Annotated in this window: 13 protein-coding genes; 5 read left to right on the top strand and 8 right to left on the bottom strand. The window is 72.2% G+C overall.

Translation table 11 applies throughout. The features are described from left to right. Positions 1-20 precede the first annotated feature (20 nt). Positions 21-452 carry an N-acetyltransferase family protein gene (locus tag ACWDXC_RS15175; RefSeq protein ID WP_449981806.1) on the top strand — a complete coding sequence of 144 codons (432 nt, stop codon included), beginning with the start codon at positions 21-23 and terminating at the stop codon, positions 450-452. 240 nt (positions 453-692) lie between these two features. After that, positions 693-1,892 (top strand): MFS transporter, encoded by a 1,200-nt coding sequence (locus ACWDXC_RS15170; RefSeq protein ID WP_449981804.1) that lies wholly within the window; start codon positions 693-695, stop codon positions 1,890-1,892. A gap of 99 nt (positions 1,893-1,991) precedes the next feature. Here ACWDXC_RS15170 and ACWDXC_RS15165 read toward each other — a convergent pair whose 3' ends face one another. Next, positions 1,992-2,180, bottom strand: a complete 189-nt coding sequence (locus ACWDXC_RS15165) for a hypothetical protein (protein ID WP_449981802.1) — start codon at positions 2,178-2,180, stop codon at positions 1,992-1,994. An 81-nt stretch (positions 2,181-2,261) separates the two neighbouring features. Between ACWDXC_RS15165 and ACWDXC_RS15160 the strand changes: the two genes are divergently transcribed. From ACWDXC_RS15160 to ACWDXC_RS15150, 3 genes are all read left to right on the top strand, one after another. Next, positions 2,262-3,803: an MFS transporter gene (locus ACWDXC_RS15160; protein WP_449981800.1), complete on the top strand. Its 1,542-nt coding sequence runs from the start codon at positions 2,262-2,264 to the stop codon at positions 3,801-3,803. A 68-nt stretch (positions 3,804-3,871) separates the two neighbouring features. Beyond that, positions 3,872-4,453, top strand: a complete 582-nt coding sequence (locus tag ACWDXC_RS15155; protein WP_449981798.1) for a dihydrofolate reductase family protein — start codon at positions 3,872-3,874, stop codon at positions 4,451-4,453. 296 nt (positions 4,454-4,749) lie between these two features. Then, complete coding sequence (locus ACWDXC_RS15150; RefSeq protein WP_449981796.1) at positions 4,750-6,969, top strand: ATP-binding protein; 2,220 nt, start codon at positions 4,750-4,752, stop codon at positions 6,967-6,969. Here the strand turns inward: ACWDXC_RS15150 and ACWDXC_RS15145 are convergent. The 7 genes from ACWDXC_RS15145 to secD form a co-directional block, all read right to left on the bottom strand. Beyond that, positions 6,966-7,409, bottom strand: a complete 444-nt coding sequence (locus ACWDXC_RS15145) for a hypothetical protein (RefSeq protein WP_449981794.1) — start codon at positions 7,407-7,409, stop codon at positions 6,966-6,968. The genes ACWDXC_RS15150 and ACWDXC_RS15145 overlap by 4 nt on opposite strands. Before the next feature lie 202 nt (positions 7,410-7,611). Beyond that, positions 7,612-9,531 carry an alpha/beta fold hydrolase gene (locus tag ACWDXC_RS15140; protein ID WP_449981792.1) on the bottom strand — a complete coding sequence of 640 codons (1,920 nt, stop codon included), beginning with the start codon at positions 9,529-9,531 and terminating at the stop codon, positions 7,612-7,614. Further along, positions 9,528-11,303, bottom strand: coding sequence for an N-acetylglutaminylglutamine amidotransferase (locus ACWDXC_RS15135; RefSeq protein ID WP_449981790.1), 1,776 nt, complete (start codon positions 11,301-11,303; stop codon positions 9,528-9,530). The genes ACWDXC_RS15140 and ACWDXC_RS15135 overlap by 4 nt, the downstream gene beginning before the upstream one ends. 1 nt (position 11,304) lies before the next feature. Next, a complete protein-coding gene (locus ACWDXC_RS15130) occupies positions 11,305-12,471 on the bottom strand; it encodes a carboxylate-amine ligase (RefSeq protein ID WP_449981788.1) in 1,167 nt (388 codons plus the stop codon). A gap of 26 nt (positions 12,472-12,497) precedes the next feature. Further along, positions 12,498-13,400 (bottom strand): FRG domain-containing protein, encoded by a 903-nt coding sequence (locus ACWDXC_RS15125; protein ID WP_449981786.1) that lies wholly within the window; start codon positions 13,398-13,400, stop codon positions 12,498-12,500. A gap of 11 nt (positions 13,401-13,411) precedes the next feature. Then, positions 13,412-14,659, bottom strand: a complete 1,248-nt coding sequence (locus tag ACWDXC_RS15120; RefSeq protein WP_449981784.1) for a PP2C family protein-serine/threonine phosphatase — start codon at positions 14,657-14,659, stop codon at positions 13,412-13,414. Positions 14,660-14,733: 74 nt separating this feature from the next. After that, complete coding sequence (secD, locus tag ACWDXC_RS15115; protein ID WP_449981782.1) at positions 14,734-16,977, bottom strand: protein translocase subunit SecD; 2,244 nt, start codon at positions 16,975-16,977, stop codon at positions 14,734-14,736. Positions 16,978-16,991: the final 14 nt, after the last annotated feature.

Below are 16,991 nucleotides of genomic sequence, written 5' to 3'. Positions count from 1 at the left end.
GATCCCTGAAAGGAACCAGCGTGATTTCCATACGCCGCGCGACCGTCGAGGACGCCGTTACCGTGCACAACCTGATCCTGGAGCTGGCCGACCACCTCGGCCAGATCGCGTCCATCGGCGTGAGCGTCGCTGATCTCCAGGAGCTGCTGACCCGGCCGGAGATCACGTACCTGCTCGCCGAACGCGACAGCCTGGCCGTCGGCTACGTTTCGTGGATGGAACGGATCAACTTCTGGTCCGGCCAGGACTACCTTCACATCGACGACGTGTTCGTCACCGGCGCGCAGCGGGGACGCGGCGTGGGTGAACAACTGATGCGAGCGGCCTCGGAGGCTGCCAAGGGTCGGCTCATCCGCTGGGAGGTGGCGGAGGACAACCTGGCCGCACAACGCTTCTACACGCGGATCGGCGCCACTCTCACCACCAAGAAGATCGGCCGCTTGGGGCCGTAGGACATCCACGACGTGCGCTGCTGGAGCCTGTCCCGCGAGGTCGGCGGTGGCCTTTGCATCGATGGCTCGACCGGCCGCTGACGAAACGTCCGGCCGATGTCCGATCGCTGTCCTGGGAACCCGGGCCGCCGCATCCCATGCTTTCTGTTGAACCGGAATCCACCCAAGGGAGGCGACCATGCGTGACCGCGAATACTGACACCCGCTGACCGGCAAGAAAGAGAATCCCGCCCAGAACCGATGACCGTCGAAGAGAAGCCGCGCACCACCCTCGGTGAGGTTCTTGCCATCGGCGAGTTCCGCGCGCTGTGGCTGGCCCACACCCTGTCCCTGGTCGGTGACCAGGTCGCCAGGGTCGCGCTGGCCGTCCTGGTCTACGGCCGCACCGGCTCGGTCTCGCTGACGGCGCTCACGTACGCGCTGACGCTGGTGCCGGCGCTGGTCAGCGGGCCGCTGCTGGGCGGCCTGGCCGACCGCTACCCGCGCCGCCGGGTGATGATCGCGGCCGACGTGGTGCGGGCGGTGCTGGTGCTGGCAATGGCAGTGCCGGGGCTGCCATTGCCGGCGATCGGCGTGCTGCTGGTGCCGGTGGTGATGCTGAACGCGCCGTTCAACGCCGCCCGCCTGGCCACCCTCTCCGACGTGCTGCCGGGCGACAGGTACGCCGTGGGGCTCGGCATCACCCACACCACCCAGCAGGCCATCCAGCTCCTCGGCTTCGGCGGGGGCGGCCTGCTGGTGGCGGCGCTCGGGCCCAACGTCGCGCTGCTGCTCGACGCCGCCACGTTCGCCGGGTGCGCGCTCGTGCTGCGGGCGTTCGTCCGGTACCGCCCGGCAGCGGCGACGGGGAAGGCGCCCAGCCGTACGACGCTGGGCGGGATCAGGACGCTCTGGTCCGACCGGCGGCTGCGGTACTACGCCTCGCTGTCGTGGCTGTACTCCTTCTTCGTGGTGCCCGAGGCGCTGGCCGCGCCGTACACCGCGGCGATCGGGCAGGACGCCGCCGCGGTCGGCGTCTTCATGGCCGCCGATCCCGTCTGCTCGGCCGTAGGGACGCTGCTGATCACCCGCCTGCTGCCGCCGGAGCGGCGGGCGCGGCTGATGGCGCCGCTGGCCGTACTGACCGGGGTGCCGCTGGTGCTCTTCGCGTGGCTGCCGGGGATGCCGGCTTCTCTGATGCTGCTCGGGCTGACCGGGCTGCTGTCGAGCTACATGGTGGTGGCGCACGCGCTGCTGTTCCGCGCCGCTCCGGAGGAGCAGCGCGGACAGATCATCGCGGTCGGCTCGGCCGGGCTGGTCGGCGGGCAGGGGCTCGGCGTTCTGGCGGGCGGCGTGCTCGGTGACCTGATCGGGCCGCACCTGGCCATCGCGGGCTGCGCCGCCGTCGGCATCGCCATGGCCGTACTGATCACCGTTTCGGGGAAGGGAGGTGCGAGATGAGGACCAGAGAGGGCTGACCTGAGGAGCGGGCGGGTATGGCATGGGCCCTTACCCGCCCGCATCAGCGTGATCACGCCTCACTGAAGGACTGAGCCTGGTCTACGGCATCGCACGCCACGTGGCGGTCGCCTCCATCGTCGGTGGCGTCGACGACCTGGTGCAGCAGCCCGCCCGCCGTTCCATGGTCGCCGCTGCGTGATGCTCGGCGTCGTTGACGATCGAGGGCCGCCGGGCTGCCGCGGCGATCGCCTCGCCCGGCGGATCGGTGGACCAGGAGCTAAGCACCACAGACTGGAGTAAATCGTGACTACTGGACATGCGAGACGCGGAGCCGGGTGGCGGGAATGGGTTGGGCTCGCCGTGCTCAGCGTGCCCACGTTCCTCGTCACGATGGACTTCTCGGTGCTGTACCTGGCCGTACCACGCCTCACCGCCGACCTCGCGCCCAGCGGCATCCAGCAGCTGTGGATCGTGGACATCTACGGCCTCATGATCGCGGGCTTGCTGGTCACCATGGGCACCATCGGTGACCGGATCGGCCGGAGGAAGCTGTTGCTCCTCGGCGCCGCGGTGTTCGGGATCGCCTCTGTGGCGGCGGCGTTCTCCACCAGCCCGGAGATGCTCATCGCCAGCCGTGCGCTGCTCGGCGTGGCGGGCGCCGCGGTGACGCCGTCGGTGCTGGCCCTGATCACCGGCATGTTCACCGACCCGCAGCAGAGCCGCCGCGCTCTGGCCATCTATCTGGCCTGTTTCATGGGCGGGGCGACGCTCGGCCCGCTCGTCGGTGGCGTACTGCTGGAGCATTTCTGGTGGGGTTCGGTCTTCTTGGTGTCCGTGCCGGGGATCGTGCTGCTGCTGGCGTTCGGCCCCTCCCTGCTCGCCGAGCAGAAGGCGCCGCAGACCGGCAAGCTCGACCCGGTCAGCGTCGTGCTGGCCCTCGCAGCGATCCTGCCGTTCGTCTACGGGCTCAAGGAACTCGCTCGCAACGGCTGGGAATGGTTTCCCGCCGGGACACTGGTGTTCGGCATCGCGGTCGGGCTGGTGTTCGTCCAGCGGCAGCGACGCCTGGCGCACCCGCTGCTCGATCTGCGCATGTTCGGCAACCGCACGTTCAGCTCAGCTCTGACCTTGATGTTCGTCACCGCCGTCGTGGGCGCCGGCACCCTCCTCCTCGTCACGCAGTACCTGCAGAACGTCGCCGGCCTCACCCCCCTGGCGGCCGGCTTGCTCCTGCTGGTGCCCAACGTACTGATGATCATCGGCAATCTGGCCACTCCTCCTGTGGCGAACCACATCCGCCCGGCGTACCTGATCGCGGGCGGCCTTCTCGTCGCGGGCGCGGGCTACCTGGTCTTCACCCTGGCCGACTCGACGTCCGGCCCGATGACGATCTTCGTCGCGATGTGTGTCGTCATGCTCGGCACAGCTCCGCTGGCCGCGCTCTGCAACCACCTCGCCATGGGAGCCGTGCCGCCGGACAAGGCCGGTTCGGGGGCGTCGATCGTCCAGACGGCCGCAGAGTTCGGGATCGGGTTCGGCATCGCGACGCTCGCAACGCTGGGGACCGCGGTGTACCGGGGCAACGTGGAGGGCGCGCTCGGCACGGCACGACCTGAGGTGGCGGACGCGGCCCGGGAGAGCATTGACCGCGCGCTCGCCGCGGCTGGTGAGCTGCCCGCGGAGCAGAGCGGCGACCTGCTGGCCACAGTCCGCGACGCCTTCACCTCCGGCGTGCACGCGGTGGGCGTCGTCAGCGCCATCATGTATGCCGGCTTGGCCGTTCTCGCTGTGCGGGCGTTCAAACACGTTCGGAACTCGCACGGCGGCGACACGGCGCCGGACGCCGCCCCACTGCCCGCAGCCGAAACGGCCACACCGGCCGCCCCGGGCGATGAGCGCTCGTCGATCTGACGAGCGGAGCTGCCGAACGGATCACCTACGGCAATCACACCCGATCAACCACACATAAGGAGAACATCATGACCGCGACCTACACCTGGGACGTCTATTCCACCCTCGACGGCTACGGCTCCTACAGCGGCGACGGCAACTGGGGCGGCTACTGGGGCAAGCAAGGCCCCGAGTTCCTGGACTACCGCTTCGCCTTGTACGGCGAGGAGCAGCGGATGGTCTTCGGGGCCCGTACCTACCGGGAATCCGTGCAGCTCCTGGACCTGAGCATCGAGCCTGAGGCGCTCGATCCGGTGAACGCCCGGCTGAGGAACCTGCCGACAACGGTCATCTCGACCACACTCGAAGGCCCCCTCGCCTGGCCCGACGCGACCCTCGTGAGCGGCGACGCCGTCGACGTCGTCGCCCGGCTCAAGAAAGAGTCCGACGTGCCACTGCGCTCGCACGGCAGCCTGTCCATGAACCGAGCGCTGATGGCCGCCGGCCTGGTGGACCACATCCAGGTGACGATCTTCCCGGTGATCACCGGACGCACCGGAACGGCCCCGATCTTCCAGAACGCGGCCGACTTCGACCTCGAACTGCTCAAGAGCCGGACACTCGACGGCCGGACCCAAGAGCTCATCTACCGGCCTGCCCTGCACAGCTGAGTCGAGGGCGCCCGGACCTGTCCGCGCCGAGAAGATCGACGCCCTGTCCCGGGTCGGGGCTTTCCCGGCCCGGAAGGCGCAGCCCAGGAACGTGAACGCCGCCTCCTCCTGATCGGAGGCGGCGGTTCACCGGGAGTTGCGCCGATCCGGGCGGGGATACGGTCGCCGCGGAGGTCGCGCGACATGGTGCGGTCAACCGGGCTCGCGCTGCCCCGGTATCCCTGCGCCCGGATCTCACGGACCAGCCAGCACCAGCGATCCGAATTCAGGAAATTCCGTCCACCGGGAGGTGTGCGATGCCCGACGATCAACGTCCGGAGGGCTTAGGAGCACTTCTGCGGGCCTGGCGCGAACGCGCTCTGCTCACCCAGGAGCAGCTCGCTCAGCGGGCAGGCGTCGACGCTCGAACGATCCGCAGACTCGAACGCGACGTCGTGCAGCGCCCGCGCAACGCATCCATCCTTCAGCTCGCCACCGCACTCGGGCTGAACGAGCAGGAGCGCGCCACCTTCACCGCTGCCGCCCAGGGCACGCCCGCACCACCCACCGCCCCGCGCCAGCTTCCCGCAGAGCCGCGATACTTCACCGGGCGCGATCACGAGCTGGCGGTACTGGACGCGAGCACCACGCAGATCTGTGTGCTGACGGGCGCGGGCGGGATCGGGAAGACGTGGCTGGCACTGCACTGGGCACACCAGCGGCTGGATCGCTTTCCGGACGGGCAACTCTTCGCCGATCTGCGTGGGTTCAGCCCGGACAGCCGGCCCTTGGCGGCCACTTCGGTGCTGCGCGGGTTCCTGGGCGCCCTGGGTGTGTCCTCGGAACAGCTTCCGGCGGACGTGCACGCCCAAGCCGCGCTGTATCGCAGCCTCGTCGCCGGTCGCCGGATGCTCGTCGTTCTCGACAACGCCGCCGACACCGACCAGGTCGTGCCGCTCCTGCCCGGCAGCGCCACCTGCGGCGTGCTGGTCACCAGCCGCAGCAGGCTCTCGGGCCTGCTCATCGCATACGGCGCGCGCCCTCTCGCCTTGCGCATGATCAGCGATGCCGAGGCGCGGGAGCTCCTCGTCATACGACTCGGTGCGGAACGGCTCGCCGAAGACCCCGAAGCCGTGGCTGAGCTGCTCACCCGCTGCGGCGGACTCCCTCTCGCGCTCAGCATCGTCGCAGGCAGACCTGGACTCTCACTGACGGCGCTGGTCGCCGAACTGCGCGAGACCGGGCTGTCCGGATTTGCGGAGGGAGACCGCGCCACGAGCCTGCCGGCCGTACTGTCCTGGTCCTACGATCGCCTCACCGAAGCGCAGGCGCACGCCCTCGCCCTGCTCTCGCTCGCGCCGGGAACAGACCTCGCACCGTACGGCGCCGCGAACCTACTCGGGTCGGCCACCGCCGAGACCACGACGCTGCTGCGCGAGCTCGAGCACGCGTCCCTGGTGGAGCGCGACGAGCGGGGCAGGTACCGGATGCACGACCTGATCCGGCAGCACGCCGCCGAGCGCGCGAAGGCCGAGCTGAGAGCGGACGAGCGAGACGCGGCGCTGATGCGGCTCGCGGACTTCTACGTACGGACCGCCCACGAGGCCGACTGGCTGCTGGACCCGCACATGCCCCGGCCGCTCGCCCCGCCCGCGGGCAAGAGCCGGCCGTACCCGCTTGAGGACGAGGAAGCCGCGATGGAGTGGCTCGACGCCGAGTACGCCAACCTGCTCGACAGCCAGCAGGACGCGGCCGAGCGAGGCCGGCACGAGCACGTGTGGCACCTGGCATTCGCGCTGGGCACCTTCCAGGCCAGGCGCGGGCTCCTGCACGACCGTCTGGATGCGTGGCTGACCGGGCTGGAGGCCGCCGCTCACCTGCCCCTCGACGCCGGCGTCGCGGCTCACCGCTACCTGGGCCGCGCCTACGGAGACCTCGGATTGCTGGAGGAGGCGACCGAACAGCTGCACCGCGGCGTCACTCTGGCCGAGCAGGCAGGTGACCTGCGTCAGCAGGCCCAGACCCTGGGCAGGCTCGCCCACACCTGGGAGCGCAGAGGCGACCACGGCAAGGCCATGCACTACGCGGGCCGGGCCCTGGATCTCTTCCGCCGTCTCGGCCTGCCGGTGTGGGAGGCCGCCGCGTTGAACGCGGTCGGGTGGCATGCGGCCCACCTGGGCGACCACGGCGAGGCCCGCAGGCACTGCGCGGCCGCCCTGGAGTTGTATCAGCGCCACCACGATCCAGCCGGCGAAGCCGCGACCCTGGACAGCCTCGGCTGGATCGACCATCACACCGGCAGGCACCACGACGCGATCTCCCACTACCGGCGGGCGCTGGAGTTGCGCCGCCAGCTCGGCGACCACTACGAGGCCGCCGAGTCCCTGGACGGGCTGGGCTACCCGCATGCCGCTCTGGGGCAGCATGCGGAAGCCCGCGCCGCCTGGCGTGAGGCCGAGGCGCTCTACCGAGGCCAGCACCGGATCGCGCAGGCTGACCGGCTGCGGCGCGAGCTGCAGCTGCTCACCGAATGCTAACGGCGCGCCCAGAGCACCTTCCCCGTGGTGGCGCGGACCGTGAAGTTGCCGTCGTTCTGCACGTGCGCGGTCGCGCCCAGGCTGTGGGTGCCGGAATGCCAGAGCGGCAGCTTGGCGGCGGATCTGACAACGAGGTTGCCGTCGCGCTGCATGTACGCGGTGGCGCCGGGATTGCGTCCGGTGGCCGAATGCCAGATCGGCCTACCGGCCTCCAGCAGGACCAGGTTCCCGTCCAGCTGCATGCGCAGCTGGTAGCGGCGGTTGGCGGAGAAGAGGTTCTCCCCCGGGGCCAGCTTGTCGCCGGACTTGAGCATCGAGGTCGACACCGGAGCCGGCTGGGCCGCGGTGGCGGACGCTGCGGCGGAAGCGTTCGCGGTGGCCAGCAGTGAACCGGTCAGCAGAGCGGCGATGGCCAGAACCCGGGCTGGAAGTGCTGTCATGATTCCTCTACGGTCAGGTCTGTCACGTGTCTCGGCTCACCGGACACGATCCTTGCCTGGACGACTCTCGCGGACCCCGGATGCCCTCACCAGGACATTGACCGGACAGATCCACTCGTTCATTGCGGGGCGCTCTTGCAGCGGGCACCGGCGGCGCAGGTCCTCCCGGAGGTGAAGGGGTGTCACGAGCTGCCGCACGCGGTCAGGGCCGGTCCGCGAAGGAGCCGAGGAGGTGGTGTTCGAGCCAGCCGGTGACCTTGCTGATGAACGCGACCCGGTTGGCGACCTGCCGGATGTGATGCCCCTCGTCGTCGAACAGCAGGCTGTCGCAGGGCAGGCCGAGCGCCGCGGCGGCGGCCAGCACCTGTTCGGCCTGGTGGAAGGGGACGTTGGTGTCGTGGCGGCCGTGCACGACCAGGAGCGGGGCGCGCAGCCGGTCGAAGGCGCGCAGCGGCGACAGGGCGCGCAGCAGGTCCCGGTCGGCCTCGGGATGGCCGTACTCGCGGACGGCCGCCGCCGCGACCCACGGGTCGGTGCGTTCGTAGAAGGTGGCGAAGTCGGCCATGCCGCACACCTCGACCCCGGCGCGGAACAGCGCGGGATGGGCGACCAGGGCGGCGAGCGTGAGATAGCCGCCGTACGACCAGCCCATGCAGGCGATCCGGGACGGGTCGGCGGCGCCCAGCCGGACGAGCTCGGCGACGCAGTCGGCCACGTCGTCGACCGCGCGGAAGCGGCGCTCACGGTCGTCGGCCTCGCGGAAGGCGCGCCCGTAGCCGCCGGAGCCGCGCACGTTCGGCGCGAACACGCCGATGCCGTGAGCGAGAAGATGCTGGTAGAGCGGATTGTACGTGGGCCGTTCCTGGTCCTCGGGGCCGCCGTGCAGGTGGACGACGTACGGCGCGGCGCCCCGGGCCCGCGCGGGGCGATACAGCCAGGCGGCCAGGCCGAGGCCGTCGCGGGCCGGGAAGCGCACCGGCTCGGCCTCGACCGCGTCCGGCAGCCGTCCGGCGCCCGCGACGTGCTCGTACGCGCCGGTCTGCAGGTCGCACGCGTACACCTGGGACGGCTGGGCGGGGCCTTCGGCGGCGAGCACGGCCACGCCGCCGTCCAGGGAGACGCGGACGGAGGTCACGACGTCGGCGGGCAGCCCGGGCAGCGGGACGGTGCGGCCGGTGCGCGGGTCAAGGAGCTCCAGGCGGGAGCGGCCGTGCTCGTTCCACACCAGGACGGCGTGCCGGCCGTCGGCGCTGAGCGCGAACTGGTCCAGCTCCGCGTCCGCCCGCTCCGCCAGCACCTCCGGCTCCCCCAGCCCCCGCCGGAGCCCCCCACCCGAGCCCGTCCAGAGACCACCGCCAGAGCCGCCACCGGGGCCACCACCGAGTCCACCATCGGGGCCGCCGCCGGGTACACCATCGGGGCCGCCGAGGGCGCCCCGCCAGGGGCCTTCGTCGGAGGCCTGCCACAGGCCGTCGCCGTGGACGGCCACCAGGGCGGCGCGGTCGCGGCCGGCGTCGGTGAGCAGGTAGGCCGTGTGCCCGTCCGGGGCGAGGATGCCGTAGTCGGTCGTCCCCGGCAGCCCCGCGAGCAGGTCGTGCTCACCGCCCCCCGCGTGCCGCACCGACATGCGGCGCGCCCCGCGGGGCCCGTGCCGCAGCAGGACGGTGGCGTGGTCGCGGCTGACGGCGGCGGGCCGCAGCAGCGGGCCGGAGGCGACGATCTGGCGTCCGCCGGTGGCGGCGTCGACGATGACCGCGTCGGTGCGCCCGCCGGCGTGGGTCTCGGCGACCAGCAGGTCCTCGCCGCGTTCGGTCCATCGGATGAACACCGCCGACCCTCCCGGGGGCGCGGCGAGGGGCCGCAGGTCGCCGCCGTCCGGCCGTACGGTCCAGACCTCGGTGTGCTCGCCGCCGCCGGGGGCGAGCAGGACGGCCAGCCGCGCCCCGGTCGGCGCCCAGTGCACGTCGACGACGGGGTGGGGGCCGGTGGGGACGGGCCGGGACTCGCCGCGCGCGGGCCGGATCCAGGCGCGCGGCGTGCCGTCGCGGTCGCTGCCGTAGACGACCGCCGAGCGGTCCGGGGCCGGGGCGGGCGCCCAGCAGGACCACGGGAGGTGCGTCACATGCCGTGCGCTTGCAGCCATAGCTCCAGCAGCCCGACCTGCCACAGCGTGTTGACGCCGGTGGCGGCCCGGTCGCGGCCGGGGTCGGCGAGCAGCCCGTCGACGTACTCGCGCCGGAACAGCCCGCGTGAGCGCGCCGCCTGGCTGGTCAGCGCGTCGCGCAGCAGGTCGAGGAGCGGCCCGTCGGGGTGGCGGACGGCGGGCACCGGGAAGTACCCCTTGGGCCGGTCCACGACCTCGGCGGGCAACAGCTTGCGGGCGGCGTCCTTGAGCACGCCCTTGCCGCCGCCGGCGAGTTTGAGCCCGGCGGGGCAGGCGGCGGCGAGTTCGACGAGTTCGTGGTCGAGGAAGGGCGTGCGCGCCTCCAGCCCGTGTGCCATCGTCATGTTGTCGACGCGTTTGACGGGGTCGTCGGCGAGCATCGCGGTGGTCTCCAGGCGCAGCACCGCGTCGAGCGCGGTCGCCGCGCCGGGCCGGTCCAGGTGGCGGCGGACGAACTCGCCGCTGACGTCGCGCTCGACGAGGTGCTCGGGCGCGAGGACGCGCGCCAGCTCGTCGTGCGGCCGGTCCCTGAAGGCGGCCAGGTACGTGTCCGCCGCCTGTTCGCGGGGCACCCCGGCCAGCGGCGGGAACCAGTCGTAGCCGGCGAACACCTCGTCGGCGCCCTGCCCGGACTGCACGACCTTGACGTGCCGGGACACCTCGCCGGACAGCAGGTGGAAGGCGACGCAGTCGTGGCTGACCATGGGCTCGCTCATCGCCGCCACCGCCCGTTCGATCCCGGACAGCAGCGCGGAGCCGGGCACGCGGATGCGGTGGTGGTCGGTGCCGAACCGCTGCGCCACCAGGTCGGAGTAGGCGAACTCGTCGCCGCTCTCGCCTGCGGCGGACTCGAAGCCGATGCTGAACGTGGCCAGCCCGGACTGTCCCTCCTCGGCGAGCAGGGCGACGATGAGGCTGGAGTCCAGCCCGCCGGACAGCAGCACGCCCACGGGCACGTCGGCGACCATCCGCCGCCGCACGGCGGTGCGCAGCGACTCCAGGACGGCCTCGCGCCACTCCCCCGCGTGCGGGGGCCGGTCGGCCGGCGTGTGGTCGGGCTCCCAGTAGCGCCGTTCGGTGACGGTCCCGTCGGCCTCGTAGGTGCGTACGGTGGCCGCCGGGAGTTTGCGGACCCCGGCCAGGATGGTGCGCTCGCCGGGCACCAGCGAGTGGAAGGTCATGTAGTGGTGCAGCGCGGTCCGGTCGATGGCGGTGTCGACGCCGCCGGTGGCGAGCAGGGCGGGCAGCGTGGAGGCGAAGCGCAGGCGGCGGCCGTCGGCGGCGAGGTAGAGCGGTTTGACGCCGAGCCGGTCGCGGGCCAGCGTGAGCCGGCCGCCGGCGCGCTCGGCGACGGCGAAGGCGAACATGCCGGCGAAGCGGTCCACGCACGCGGGCCCCCACCGGTGGTAGGCCTTGACCAGGACCTCGGTGTCGGAGCTGGAGAAGAACCGGTAGCCGGCGCGGCGCAGTTCGTCGCGCAGTTCGCGGTAGTTGTAGAGGCAGCCGTTGAAGACCGCCGCCAGGCCGAGCTCGGCGTCGACCATGGGCTGGGCGGCCTTCTCGGACAGGTCGATGATCTTCAGGCGGCGGTGCCCGAGCGCGATCGGGCCGCGTGACCACAGGCCGGAGCCGTCGGGGCCGCGCTCGTGCATGGCCTCGGTCATGCGGCCGACGGCGCCGAGGTCGGCCTTGTGCCCGTCGAAGCGGATCTCGCCGCTCAGCCCGCACACCTCAGGCCGCCGACGGGTAGCCGCGGCCGGTGGTCCAGCCTCCGGGTCTGGTCTCCTCCAGCAGCAGGTCGACGACGTCGGCGTGGGAGCCGCGGCGGGCGAAGGCGCGCCGCTGGCGCTGGGCCGAGCCGCCCCGGCCGAGGGCGTCGGCGGCCAGGGCGGAGACGAGTTCCCAGTCGCCGGCCTCCTCCAGGTGCGGGCGCAGCGCGGCGACCAGGCGGGTGACCACGTCGGCTGCCGGGGCGGGCACGCCTTCGACGGGGTCGACGAGCTCGCCCTCGAGGCCGGAGCGGGCGGCCTGCCAGCGCGCGGCGCGTACCGGGTCCAGCGGCACCTCGCGGCCGGCGTCGTCGCCGATCTCGGCCAGCTCCCTGGCGACCAGGGCCCGGAACAGGCCGGCGATCAGCACGATGTCGTCGATGCGCGGGCAGGAGTCGCAGATGCGCAGCTCGACGGTGGGCACGTGGGCGGACGGGCGGATGTCGTAGTAGATCATGCCGGCGTCGCTGATCACGCCGGACCGGATCAGCTCGGCGATCATCTCCTCGTACTCGGCGGCCGAGCCGAAGCGGGCCATCGGCCCGGTGGTGGGCCAGCGTTCCCACACGAGCGTGCGGTAGCTGGCGTAGCCGGTGTCGGCGCCGAGCCAGTACGGGGAGCTGGCGCTGAGCGCGAGCAGCGGCGGCAGCCAGGGCGCGAGCCGGTGCGCGACGGCGATCGCGAGGTCGCGGTCGGCGAGCTCGGCGTGCACCTGGGTGCCGCAGATGAGCTGCTCGCGGGTGAGGACCTGGTAGTCGTCGAGCATGCGCTCGTAGCGGGCCTCGGGCGAGATCTTCATCTGGTCCAGGTCGGCCAGCGGCACGCTCCCGGCGGCGACGATGCCGAGGCCGACCTCCTCGGCGGCGGCGATGGCGGTGCGGCGCATCGCGCCGAGGTCGCGGGCCAGGTCCTCCAGGGCGTGGCAGGGCCGGCTGTTGGACTCCACGGTGGAGCGTTGCAGCTCCTCGGTGAAGCGGTCGTCGGGCAGCATGTCGAGCAGGAGCACGGAGCGGGAGACGAGTTGCCGCGTGCGCGTGTCGACGATGTGGAACTCCTCCTCGACCCCGACCGCGATCCGCGACTCCGCCATGGCCACCACTCCCCCACGCTCGACTGTTTGACGGGTCATCTATCCAGAAATCGGGCCTTCGCACGTCAGGCGCCCATCCGGCCCTCTTCCTGCCGGTCGGCGTCCGCGCCGGACATGGAGGCGCCGCCCTGGGTGTCGTCCTCGGCGGTGCCGGGCGTGTAGTAACGGCGCAGCCAGGCGGCGAGCCCGTCCAGGCCGGGCAGCAGCACCCGTTCGGTGACGCCGGCCTGGTCGAGCCGTTCGCGGACCTCCGCCTTGACCGCCGGCGGGAGCGTCCAGGCCCGCCACAGCTCGGGATGGTCCTCCAGCCACTCCTGCACCTGGAACTCGGGCCGGGACGTCACCGACAGCACCGACGACTGGTTGACCACGCGTTCGTCCAGCGACGGCGGCTCGAAGAAGGCGACGAACGGCTCGCCCGACAGCCGGTCGAAGCTCGGCAGGTCGCCCGCGACGGCGGCCAGCATCTCGGTGGTGAACAGCAGCGCGCCCTCCCGGTCGAGCTCGGCGCGCAGCGACTCGGGCAGCAGCCGGTGCGCGCCGTGGCAGTCGACGCCGAGCAGGACGGCGTCGTCCCGCGGCCAGGAGGCGGTGGCGAAGTGCAGCGCGACCAGCGGCGAGAACGTCCAGTCGAGCAGCCGGGTGGGCAGCCCGTGGTGCTGGCCGAGCGCCAGCCAGTCCCACACGGCCGGGCCGGGCCGCCGCCGGTGGGCGTACTTGCGGAAGTTGCGCACCAGGTGCGGTTCCAGCGCGGCGTAGTCGCCGCGCAGCCGCGACAGGCTCGACACGTGCGTGTACGAGGCGCGGGCCAGGCCGCGGAAGACCATGGCGGAGTGCGCGTGCCCGGTGTCACGCGGCCTGCTGGCCTCGGCGATCGCGTCGTCGAGCTCGCGCCAGGACGACACCACATCGGTCTTCATTCCCGCCCCGCTGCCCTCCTCCGCCCCGGCCATGCGGGGCCCGTTCATGCTGGGCCCGTTCACGGCTCGCCCTTGACGGGGCAGGTGCCCACCCGGCCGTGCCACTCGGTGAGCAGCACGGTCGCGTCGTCCTGCAACTGGCCGTCGTGGTGGTCCAGCACGTCCTTGATGAGGCGGCGCAGCGTCTCGGGCACCGGCAGGCGGGCCGCGCAGTGCCGCAGGATGAAGTCCACGAACCGGGCCACGCCGAACTCCTCGCCCTGGTTGCTGCCCGCCTCGACGATGCCGTCGGTGTAGAGGAGCAGCCGGTCGCCGGGTTCGAGCTGTTCGCGGCAGACGGTGACGGGCAGGCCGAGGCCCAGGCCGAGCGGCGGCGTGGGCGGGCACTCCAGCGTCGTCACCCAGCGTCCGCCCCGGATGAGCACGGGCGGGTGGTGGCCGCGGTTGACCCAGGTGAGCATGCCGGTGCGCAGGTCGAAGTCGGCCATGATCGCGGTGACGAACCGGGCGGCCTCCCCGAACTCGCGCAGCAACAGGTTCTCGATGCCCTCGCCGTTGCCGGCCAGGTCGGCGCCGTGGCGGCGCAGGTTGCGGCAGGTGGCCAGCGCCAGGTTCGCGGCCAGCCCGGCGGCCACGTCGTGGCCCATGGCGTCGAAGATGGCCAGGTGCACGACGTCGTCGGCCACGGCGTAGTCGAAGGCGTCGCCGCCGATCTCGTAGGCGGGCTCGAGCACCCCGGCGACCGTCACCTCGGCGTTGGCGAACGTCAGCGGCGGCATCAGGTGCCACAGCATCTCGGCGGCCACGTTCATCGGCCGTGAGCGCACCAGCCTGGGGTAGCAGTCGCTGTAGGAGCGTTTGCTGACCACGAGCAGCGCGACCATCGCCGACAGCGCCCGCACGTCGGCCTCCTCGACGGCCTCCCCGGCGGGCCCGCCACCGCCGCCGAGCAGGACGCGCAGCACGCCCAGCCGCTCGGCGCCGTTCAGCAGCGGCACCCACCAGCAGTCGAGGTCCCCTTCGCCGGGCTTGCGCAGGATGCGGACCTCCTGGAAGGCCCGCCCGCCGTAGGTGGCGTCGATGCGCAGCTCGGCGGGGGGCTTGTCGTCGGGGCCCGGACCGGCCACGCCGCCGTTCTCGGCGAGCAGCCGCAGCGTGTTCTGCTGGAGGTCGGCCAGGTAGATCAGGCACTGCCGGATGCCGGCCCGGCGGGCGTACCGGTCCACCAGGCCGGGCAGGTGCTCCAGCGTCGCCTCCTGCCCGGCCTCCAGCAGACCGGCGAGCATGTCCCCGCAAGGGCTGTTCACAAAATGTCATTATTGACGGCCAAGCCATTTCAGCAGCTCAACGCCGTACAAAACATTTATTGACAGCCCTGGCGTTACAGCACGGCGCCGGTGCCCTCGCGCGTGCGGGCCTTGCGCGGCTTGGCCGGCTCGGGCGGCGGCTTGCGGTCGAACCGGGCCAGCATGATCGACAGCGGGCCGGCCACGAACGACGACGACAGCGTGCCCACGATGACGCCCGTCACCAGCGCGATCGCGAAGTCACGCAGCGAGTCGCCGCCGAACACGGCCAGCGCCACCAGGATGAACAGCGCGCCGATACCGGTGTTGACCGTACGCGGCATCGTCTGCAGGATCGCGCCGTTGACCGCGTCGGCCAGCGGCGCCTTCCGGTTGACCGCCCACAGCTCCCTGACCCGGTCGAAGACCACCACCTTGTCGTTGACCGAGTAGCCGACGACGGTGAGCATCGCGGCCAGGAACACGCCGTCGATCGGCTTGCCCATCCACGCGAACAGGCCGATCACCAGCGACACGTCCACCAGCAGCGCCAGCACCGCGGCGGTGCCGAACGTCCAGCGGAAGCGGAACGCCAGGTAGGCGAGCTGCGCGGCCACGGCCACGGCCAGCGCGATGAGCGCGTTGCGGCGCAGCTCCTCGCCAAGGCTCGGCCCGATGAACTCGTCGCGCCGCTTGGACACCTCGCCCGCCTGGCCCTCCAGCGCGGCCTCGATCTTGGCCACGTCGGCGATGCCCATCTGCCCGGCGCGGACGAGGACGCCGTCGCCGGACGACTGCACCACCGCCTGCGGGAACCCGGCCTTGGCGACGGCCTCGCGGGCGGCGTCGGCGCCGATCGGCTTGGTCGTGGCGAACTCCACGACCCGGCCGCCGGTGAACTCCACGCCGAAGTTCAGCCCGCGGGCGAACAGCCCGGCCAGCGCCACCACGGCGAGGCCGCCGGCGATCGCCAGCCACAGCTTCCTGCCGGCCATGACCTGCGGGTTGCGCTCGGTGAGCCAGGTGCGGACCCGGCCGATGGAGCCCAGGCCCGACACGCGCGGCTTGACCCGGCCGATGACGAGCTGGGTGAGCACCCGGGTGATGAGCATGGCCGACACCAGCGAGGCCAGCACACCGATGCCGAGCGTCACGCCGAACCCCTTGACCGGGCCCGACGCCAGCCAGAACAGCAGCCCGGCGGCGATCAGCGTGGTGATGTTGGAGTCGGCGATCGCGCTCCAGGCGTTCTTGAAGCCCAGGGCCAGCGCCGACTTCAGGCCCCGCTGCGGCGCCTGCCCGTACTCCTCCCTGGCGCGCTCGAACACGAGCACGTTGGCGTCCACCGCCATGCCGATCGCCAGCACGAAACCGGCCAGGCCGGGCAGCGTGAACGTGGCGCCCATCGCCACCAGCGCCGCGTACGAGATCAGGCCGTAACAGGCGAGCGCGATGGCGGCGAGCAGGCCGACGAGCCGGTAGACGATGACGATGAACAGCGTCGTCATGATGAGACCCGCGATCGCGGCCTTGGCGCTGGCCTCGATCGCGTCGGCGCCGAGCGTCGGGCCGACCGTGCGCTGCTCGACGAGCTCCAGCGGCACGGGCAGCGCGCCGCCCTTGATCAGCACCGACAGCTCACGGGCCTCCTCGTGCGTGAACGAGCCGGTGATCTGGGTGGATCCGCCGGGGATGCCGATGTTGCACGGCACCGACGGGTCGAGCTGCGGCGAGGAGATGATCTCCTTGTCGAGCACGATCGCGACCCGGCGCTTCGGGTCGCCCGCCGGGCTGCAGGCCGCCTGCCCGGTCAGTTTCTGCCAGGCGCCGGCGTCACGGAAGTCGACGGTGACGAACCAGCCGGGGCCGAGCTGGGGATCGCTGCGCGCGGCCGCGTCGGTGACGCCGTCGCCGCTGATGGCGACCGGGCCGAGCTTGAGCAGCTGGCCGCCCTCGTCGGGCAGCGCCTCCTTGTCGCCCTGCTCGGCGACGCCCTCCACCGAGTGGAAGGCGAGCTGGGCGGTGCGGCCGATGACGTCGGCCGCCTGCTGCGGGTCGAGCAGGCCGGGCAGCTCGACGATGATCCGCTTCTCGCCGGAGCGGACCAGCGTGGGATCGACGACGCCGAGCGCGTCGGCGCGGCGTCGCAGCACGTCCAGCGCGCGGTCGGTGGCGTCGGCGTCGGCCTTGACGGTGGCCGCGTCCTTCGTCTCGAACACGAGCTGGGTGCCGCCGCGCAGGTCGAGCCCCAGGCGCGGCGCTGAGGTGATGGCCAGGACCATCGAGGTCGCGATGACGGCCAGTGCCGCCAGCGCACGCCACAAGGGCGCACGTGACATGGGAAGCCTCCACA

It is taken from the genome of Nonomuraea sp. NPDC003214, from assembly GCF_053590035.1.
The sequence above is the reverse complement of the archived record's forward strand: the minus strand, read 5'-3'. Positions and strand labels throughout refer to the sequence as shown.

Coding starts and splice junctions, on each gene's coding strand:
- ACWDXC_RS15170 (WP_449981804.1), top strand. CDS start 693: ATGACCGTCGAAGAGAAGCCGCGCACCACCCTCGGTGAGGTTCTTGCC.
- ACWDXC_RS15155 (WP_449981798.1), top strand. CDS start 3,872: ATGACCGCGACCTACACCTGGGACGTCTATTCCACCCTCGACGGCTAC.
- ACWDXC_RS15150 (WP_449981796.1), top strand. CDS start 4,750: ATGCCCGACGATCAACGTCCGGAGGGCTTAGGAGCACTTCTGCGGGCC.
- ACWDXC_RS15145 (WP_449981794.1), bottom strand. CDS start 7,409: ATGACAGCACTTCCAGCCCGGGTTCTGGCCATCGCCGCTCTGCTGACC.
- ACWDXC_RS15130 (WP_449981788.1), bottom strand. CDS start 12,471: ATGACCCGTCAAACAGTCGAGCGTGGGGGAGTGGTGGCCATGGCGGAG.
- ACWDXC_RS15125 (WP_449981786.1), bottom strand. CDS start 13,400: ATGAACGGGCCCCGCATGGCCGGGGCGGAGGAGGGCAGCGGGGCGGGA.
- secD (WP_449981782.1), bottom strand. CDS start 16,977: ATGTCACGTGCGCCCTTGTGGCGTGCGCTGGCGGCACTGGCCGTCATC.